Source organism: Plebeiibacterium sediminum (assembly GCF_026013605.1).
Classification (GTDB): Bacteria; Bacteroidota; Bacteroidia; order Bacteroidales; family Marinilabiliaceae; genus Saccharicrinis; species Saccharicrinis sediminus.
The window spans coordinates 1-7,648 of sequence record NZ_JAPDPJ010000119.1; the positions used below are offsets into that span (position 1 = coordinate 1).

The following is a 7,648-nucleotide window of genomic DNA, read 5'->3' on the forward strand; positions in this document are numbered from 1 at the left end:
AAGAATCGTAGTTTTATGAGTGAAGCAGGTGCAGCCTTGATCTTTTTGCTTCGTTTTTAGATCAAGCTAAAAATGAAGAGCCCAGCGGCTTGAGCTAAAAAAACAATAAGATTTTAATTCTAATACCACCTCCCCCTCATACTTCGGGTACTCCTCCTAAATTAGGAGGAGAGTTGATTTACAGTACTTTTATTCTTTTACTGACAAACATTTACTCTATTTACCTACTGGTTCGTAAAACTCGATTTCCAATATGCTAATATTACCTTTAGATTCCTCTTTTCCTGCCTGATCTACTTTTCCTGTAATCTCTACAATATTAAAGGCATCGTTATCTGTAGTAGCTCCGGTTAATTCAACCCTTACTTTTTTACCCGTAGTAGGCTCAAAATTAAAAGTGACATATCCTAAACTTCGTGGTGTTTTACCTTCAAATACTTTTTTATTATCAACATAAATACTGATTGGATAACTTGTTCTTCTCCAACCACTAAACTTAGCTACTACCTGGTTTATATTCCCCTCTTTTTCCAATTCATATTCAATAATTCCGGAGCTTAACTGACCATCATTACGCCAATCGGTAAACTCGTTATCATCATAACTTAATGCTGCATTCTCCTGATTTGATGCCGCCTTTGCTCCAATAATCCGAAGAGGAACTCTTGATATTTTATACGATAACGTTTCTGGCGTTGGTCCCATCTTTAAATAAGACTGCAAATTTGCATCTGGCATTACTTTCGAAAGCGCATGTGTATCTGTTTTCTCTGTTTCGATAGTAATCTGATCCTTTTTCAGATGATCTGAAGTTGCTGTAATATTTATTTTACCTGCTTTATTTTTTATTGAACGAACAAAAATTCTGTTTATACCACATTCTACCGGTAATTGTGTTGAACCAATATAATTATCAGGTCCCTGAGCAATTCCTCCAATAAATTCACCAGCTCCTTTTACTTCAAAATGAATCATATTTAAAGCTGTTGGACAACGTCTTCCTGATTCATCAACAACTTCAACCTGTACAATGGCTAAATCCTGTCCATCTGCTAACATTCCGTCAGGCCTTGCAATTGAAGTTAATTTTAAGGCGTATGGAGCTCCAACTGTTTCCTTAATATCTTCACATACCTTTATTCCTTCTGCATCATAACCTACAGCTTTTAAGGTACCTTTCAAAAACTTCACATCTTTAAAAGTAAAAAGGAATCTGCTACTTTGTTCTCCTTTTCCCAGGCTTTTACCATTTCTAAATAACTCCACATCATCGGCAGTAGAAACAACGGTAATATCCTTTGTTACATTATCATCATAGTTCCAATGTCCTAAAATATGAGCTCTTACAGTATCCGTATCAACCCAACCATCCCAAATTACTTTATGAGCCCAGTAGTTATCTTTAGGTATACGCATGGCATCCACTTCACCACTTCTACGGAAATTTTGCTCTCCACGATAATGTGTGTTCGTGTCACTGAAAATAATATTAGCACCACCAGAGCTTACTCTTACTCCTGTTCCCGGACGCATTTCCCAGTAATCATACCAGCGAACAACATCTTCAATAGCATGAGAATCCTGGTTATGGTTGTATGGAGAAGCATCTTTAATCTTACTTCCATTTACATTGTGACTGAAAGTTCCTCCTTCTCCATTTTTATGGTATGGAGCTGTATATTCATCCCAATATTTTCTTGAACCTTCATCTCTGCAATATTCCATAGCCCAGAAAGGGATATCTGCACTTTTATTAATGTAAAGCATTTCTCCTCCATATTCAGCTTCTTCGCTATCCAACATCTCTCTGCTACCTATAGCTCTTCCTCCAAAAGCATCATATTGATTACGAATGCTTTTCATCTCAGCCATATGATCCTCTGAGATACTTTCATTTCCGCACTCATAGAAAAGTATACTTGGATTATTTCTGTTGTAAATAATAGCATCACGCATTAACTCTTTTCTTTGTTCCCATCGTCTTCCTGTAACGTCCTTTTCTGCATCACCGGCAGGCATGGCTTGAATTAATCCCATTCTGTCAAATGACTCCACATCTTGTTTCCATGGAGTTACGTGCATCCAACGTACCATATTTCCATTTCCTTCTGTAATCAGACTATTTCCATAATCACTTAACCATGCAGGAACAGACATACCTACTGATGGCCATTCATTACTGGTACGTTGTGCATAACCTTTCATCATAATAACGCGATCATTAAGATAGATCATACCATCCGCAAATTTAGTTTTACGGAATCCGGTACGTACCTTAACCTGATCTACTACTTTTCCATCAATTTTTAGCTCAGAATAGATGTTATATAAATAACCATAACCCCAACTCCAAAAGTTTAAATTTGGAACCGTATCTGCTACATGCATTTCACGCATTCCATTGGGTGATAAGCTATAAACATCTCCAGAAAAAGTCTTTACGATATTACCATCTAAATCTTCAACTTTGATATTCATTTGAACATCAACCATTGAATCAGATTCATTTTTTACTTGTGAATCAACATTTATAAGAGCTTTTTTTCCTTTTAAATCGATATCGGTTGCATAAACATAAGTACCTGTAGTTCCTAATGACGTATATAATGGTAATGTTTGATACACATTGGATGTGGTATGTAAGAATACATTTTTAGGGATACCTCCGTAATTGGCATTAAAATTTTTATCATTCCACTGAAAACCACTTCCAGTATGACGTTCTTTATATTTCCAATCATTATCAGTCTTTACTGCCACAATATTTTCCTGTGGAAAAGGCTTTAAAAATGGAGTGATATCATATCCAAAGGCCATTACTCCATTTTCATGAAATCCAATATATTTTCCATTAACATATACCTCACCCATCTGACGAACACCTTCAAATTCAATAAATACTTTATCTACAGAATTTCCCTCTGGTAACTGAAATATTTTGCGATACCAAACTATACCCGTAGATAAATCAACGATGTCATTTTTAAAAGCCTCATCCTGATTCCAGGCATATGGTAATGTTATGTGCTTCCAATTGCTGTCATCAAAACTTGTGTTTTCTGCTCCTTTGGCATCTCCAACATATAACTTCCATCCATGATTAAAATTATACTTCATTCGTTGTGCAAAACAACTACCTGTACTCATTATTAATAGCACAAAAAATAACATTAGTACTATTGCTTTTTGATTCTTCATGTGTATAATATTTGATTCATTTGGTCACATGGAACTCACAAATACATTTAATCATCCTCTTGTGTGTGAATTTGGACAATCAAATTTACATGTTTGTTTCATCTGATTATTTATTAAATAACTAACCTTACTATTACTTGATTAAAAAATACATATACCCCTGCATTTGATATCGTAAAGTAAGTAAAATCAGTACAATTGAAGAATATCCAGATAAGACAACTCGTATCAATTAGCGACAAACAGCCATATCGGATAAGGACAATCTTAAAAAGATATTTCCTTGCAATAAAAAAACTAAACAGATATATTTCTTGCATTACAATCCCTCATGCACATCAATTCTAAAAGGAAAAAGAGATAATCCACCAGCATGAATTAGATTTGTACTTATTACTTTTTTATCCTTTATACTTTGATGGACTACAACCGAAATATTTTGAGAAAGATCGTGAAAAATTAGATTGTTCTGAAAATCCTAATTGGAAAGCTATTTCTGTAATATTTAAATTTGACTCAAGCAACAATTCTGATGCTTTTTCCATTCTTACTTTGGTTATATACTCATGAACTGTATTACCAGTAATAGCCTTAATTTTACGCGATAACTGACGTGTACTGATTCTTAATGATTGAGCCAATTGTTCTTGTTTAAAACCAACAACACTAAGGTTTTCTTCTATCAACTTAGAAGTCTTATTTAAAAATGCATGATCTATTGGATTCTCTGAGGTATTTAATTCAGATGCAAATTTACGTTCGGCCAGCTTGTCTTGTAGGCGTTGCCGATTTTTAAAAATACTTTCGATCTGGGCTTTGAGAACATCTATACTAAATGGTTTGGGAATATATACATCTGCTCCTGTTTTCAATCCGTCAACCTGTGCATTATTAGATGTTTTTGCTGTTAGCATAACAACTGGAATATGGCATGTTTTTTCATCATTCTTAATTTTTGAACACATCTCTATTCCATCCATTTCCGGCATCATAACATCCGATATGATTAAATCTGGAATATGATTTAGCGCCATATTTAATCCTTCTAAACCATCTTTGGCTTTAAGAATAAGATAATCATCTTTTAATTCCTGATTTAAATATTCCTGAATATCCAAATTGTCTTCAACAACTAAAATAACAATCTTGCTTTCTTCCTCAACTTCCTGACTTTCTTCCGACTGTTCACACTCCTTACTCTTCGCTATAATTCCAGATTGGACTTGTTCATCTTCACTTATAACCGGCAAATTAATTGTAACTATAGTGCCTTTATCAGGATTACTCTCAATAGCAATCGTTCCATTTAATTGTTGAATCCAATTTTTGGTAAGTGCCAATCCCATACCTGAGGTAGAACCCTGAAATGGTTTTGATCCAATACTATTAAAAGGTTCAAATATTTTATGAAGCTTATTTTTCGTAATTCCAATCCCGGTATCCTCAATTTTAATGATTAAATGCTGGTCTTCATGCTTTAAAATCACATTAATCACTCCCCTATCCGGAGTGTATTTAAATGAATTGGAGAGAATGTTTAAAATAATTTTCTGTAATTTATCTTCATCAAACAATCCAACATAAGCAGGTAAAGCCGTAGAAAAATTAAGTTTTATCTTTCGTTGATTCGCCATTATATCAAATGACTTCACTGCATCATAAATTATTTTTATGCCATCCTTCTCTTCATAATTTAGCTTTATTTTTCCTGCCTCAGTTTTACGGAAATCCAATATTTGATTAATTAATTGCGACAGTTGATTTACATTTCTATCAATGATATCGATATACAACTGTTTTTTTTCTGTGCTTATATCTGGTGATTTTAATTGCTTAACCGGATCTGAGATCAGGGTTAATGGCGTTCTTAGTTCATGAGACACGTTAGTAAAAAACTCAAGTTTCTCTTTATTTATTTCCTCTAATTTCTCAGCATTCAATCGCTCTACAAGAATCTTGTTTTTTAATTGCTGTCTGGCTTTTATCTCTAAATAAACTAGATATAAAATTATTAAGCCTACAACTATATAAATGATTATAGCTTGTATGGATGCATACCATGGTGAGGAAATTAAAATTTTCAGGCGTTTCTCATCAGACCATATACCATCCGGAGACAAGGCCTTAACTTTAAATACATAACTTCCGGAAGGAATCTTCTTATAATTAGCCATATTTTCCTTTGTCTCTTGCCAAATATCATCTATTCCTTCCAACATGTAGTAATACTTTACCCCTATCGGATTTTGATAATAAAGGGCAATCATTTCTATTGAGAAACTCCTGTTTTTATAGGGCAACTGTATTTCTTCTGTTTTAAATAAAGCTTTACTTAAAATCGTGTTTCCTTCAATATGGCCTTGGGGTTCCACCTTTGTTCCTGCAATATGTAGTGCAGACAAAAATAATTTAGGTATAGAACTATCTTTTTGAATTGAATCAGCTCTAAATTTAACGTACCCCTCTCGTGCACCAAAATAAAGCTGGTTATTATGATCATTAAAAACAGCCCCATTCTGAAACACCCATTCTGAGGTTTTTGTACCTAAATTATAACTCGTTACATATTTATTCTCTAATTCAATTTTAAACAAGCCTGATTTATGAGAAACCCAGATATTTCCATTGTTATCACCTGTTATAGCGCATACAAAACACGCTTTCTTCAGATCTTTTGGATATATATCCTTTCGATTTATATTGTTCGGATCAACGGCACTTAATCCTTCCGAAGTGCCTACCCATATCATTCCTCTTTCATCCTCGTAGAGTGAATACACCCTATTTCCTTTCACAATAGTATCTGAGATAACTATTGTATCTACAATTTCTTTATTTGAATTTCGCTTTAAATAGATTAAACCACTTCCTTCTGTACCTAACCAAACATTTCCTTTAACATCCTCTTTTATAGCCGTTATACTATGTTTGCCTATTAATTCTTCTAAATACAAATAAGATGTTCTATTCGTATGTATATTGATCTTTGCCAACTTATTAAACAATCCTACCCATATATAATCAGAATCGGCTTGTGCCATACTATACACAGACCACCTGTCAAACTCTGGTTTAATATTTTTATTAATAACCTGTATTTTTATTTGTTGATTCGAATCAAACTTTTCAAGCCCACTAACTCCCCCAATCCAAATATTACCATTCTTATCTTCAAGCAACGATCTGACTTGTTTTTGATTATCTGATAATTTATAATATGGATGTTCATTTTGTAGTTTCCCATCTTTATAAATGGATATACCTTCATGGTTTGATGCCAACCATAACGCTTCATCTGTTTTAAGAATAGTTCTTACAGATGTTTGAATCGACTTTTCCTTAAGAGGAACAAAGTTCAGGTTATAATCGAATGGTTTTCTATTGAGATTTACTTTATAAATGGTTCCCTCTCTTGTGCCAATCCATATAAAATCATGATTATCGATGTAAAAACTGGTAATATAATCTTCGCTTAAACAACCTGGCTTATCAAAATTTGATAAATAAGTATTACTTTGTTTTGTTCTTATATTAAAAGCTGTGAAATGATGATTTGATAAGTAAAATCGATTGTCATTAATAATTTTATTATAATTCAACCTGTTAGCATCAAAACTTAAACGTTCTTTTAAATTTTCATGGACCTCATCTTCCTTAATATGAGCAAAAATATTATCTGAATAATTATACTTGAAATAATGATTATCAAAATCCAATAACCAAACTTGATCTTCCTGATCCAATACTATATTTCTGATCCGATTACCTGGTATTGATATGGAGTCTGTTTCTTGATTTGCATAGCGTTCAAAATCTAATCCATTAAAACGATACAAGCCATTTTCCGTTCCAAACCAAATATAACCTATGGAATCCTTAACAATGCCATGTATTGATGTATTGGGTACTGTTGTTATCCCTTCAATTTTTTCAAAAAAAAGATTATTGGCACTTACTTTATGTACAAATAAAAAAGTGATTATTATAATAATGAAAGATTTACACCCAAAACTCATTTGAAAATTTTCTATTTATAAATCGAATCCAGCCTAAAAATCAAGATTTAACTCTTTATTCTGATGCCATTATGATTTCGTAGATTATAATTATAATAGCACCAATTGTCTAAAAAAACAAATGTAATGTTGTTTGAACAAATCATTTATACATTATGCAGAAATTATCTTAATGCATATAATTACTGTATAAGAAAGAAAAACAATAAAGGTATTGAGTGCTGTATCTATTTGAGGCCATAATTTAATTACATTTCAATAATGGTAACCTCACTCCTTCTGTTGGCCTGGTGTTCCGCTTCAGAACATTCCACACCATCGGCACATTTATTTTTCAGGCGAGTTTCTCCATAACCTTTTGCTATAACCCGACTTTTATCAATACCTCTGTTTACCATATATGTAACCGCAGATTCGGCTCTTTTTTGCGATAA

At 33.1% G+C, this 7,648-nt stretch carries 3 protein-coding genes; all 3 read right to left on the reverse strand.

Features of this window, described 5'->3' with window-relative positions:
• Positions 1-216 precede the first annotated feature (216 nt).
• Positions 217-3,198 carry a glycoside hydrolase family 2 protein gene (locus OM075_RS23800; RefSeq protein WP_301193061.1) on the reverse strand — a complete coding sequence of 994 codons (2,982 nt, stop codon included), beginning with the start codon at positions 3,196-3,198 and terminating at the stop codon, positions 217-219.
• Between the two features lie 401 nt (positions 3,199-3,599).
• Complete coding sequence (locus OM075_RS23805; protein ID WP_301193062.1) at positions 3,600-7,214, reverse strand: two-component regulator propeller domain-containing protein; 3,615 nt, start codon at positions 7,212-7,214, stop codon at positions 3,600-3,602.
• A 248-nt stretch (positions 7,215-7,462) separates the two neighbouring features.
• The coding region (locus OM075_RS23810) for an OmpA family protein (RefSeq protein WP_301193046.1) at positions 7,463-7,648 on the reverse strand (186 nt) is incomplete at its 5' end.

Bases quoted from the DNA above. Each gene is read 5' to 3' on its own strand.
- OM075_RS23800 (WP_301193061.1), bottom strand. From the start codon at position 3,198: ATGAAGAATCAAAAAGCAATAGTACTAATGTTATTTTTTGTGCTATTA.
- OM075_RS23805 (WP_301193062.1), bottom strand. From the start codon at position 7,214: ATGAGTTTTGGGTGTAAATCTTTCATTATTATAATAATCACTTTTTTA.